Source organism: Mycobacterium ostraviense (assembly GCF_002705925.1).
Classification (GTDB): Bacteria; Actinomycetota; Actinomycetes; order Mycobacteriales; family Mycobacteriaceae; genus Mycobacterium; species Mycobacterium ostraviense.
This window is the reverse complement of the sequence record NZ_NKRE01000033.1, coordinates 1-264: the sequence shown is the minus strand read 5'-3', so window position 1 is coordinate 264 and position 264 is coordinate 1. Positions and strand designations below refer to the sequence as shown.

At 51.1% G+C, this 264-nt stretch carries 1 protein-coding gene; it reads right to left on the bottom strand.

All coding sequences use genetic code 11. The features are described 5' to 3' along the window. Window positions 1-186, bottom strand: a 186-nt coding sequence (locus tag CDN38_RS33645; RefSeq protein WP_497755999.1) for a hypothetical protein, incomplete at its 3' end; no start/stop codon positions are given. Window positions 187-264 lie beyond the last annotated feature (78 nt).

Genomic DNA, 264 nt, shown 5'->3' with positions numbered 1-264 from the left:
GCCAATCAACATCTTCGCCGCCTGGCCGAGATATTTTTTTGCCTGTCCTAAGTTACCAAACATTTTGCCTTCCAGATATGCGTAAAGCCCGGAAGGTCCGGGCTGGGGATTTGCCGGATGCGGCGTAAACGCCTTATCCAGCCTACTCGATCGTGCATCTTTGTAGGCCTGATAAACGTAGCACATCAGGCAGTTTTGCATTTGTCATCGGCCCGTATGCTTTCTTAGTCCCACCAAACGTCGAAAAGTTCGCTGGTGCGTACC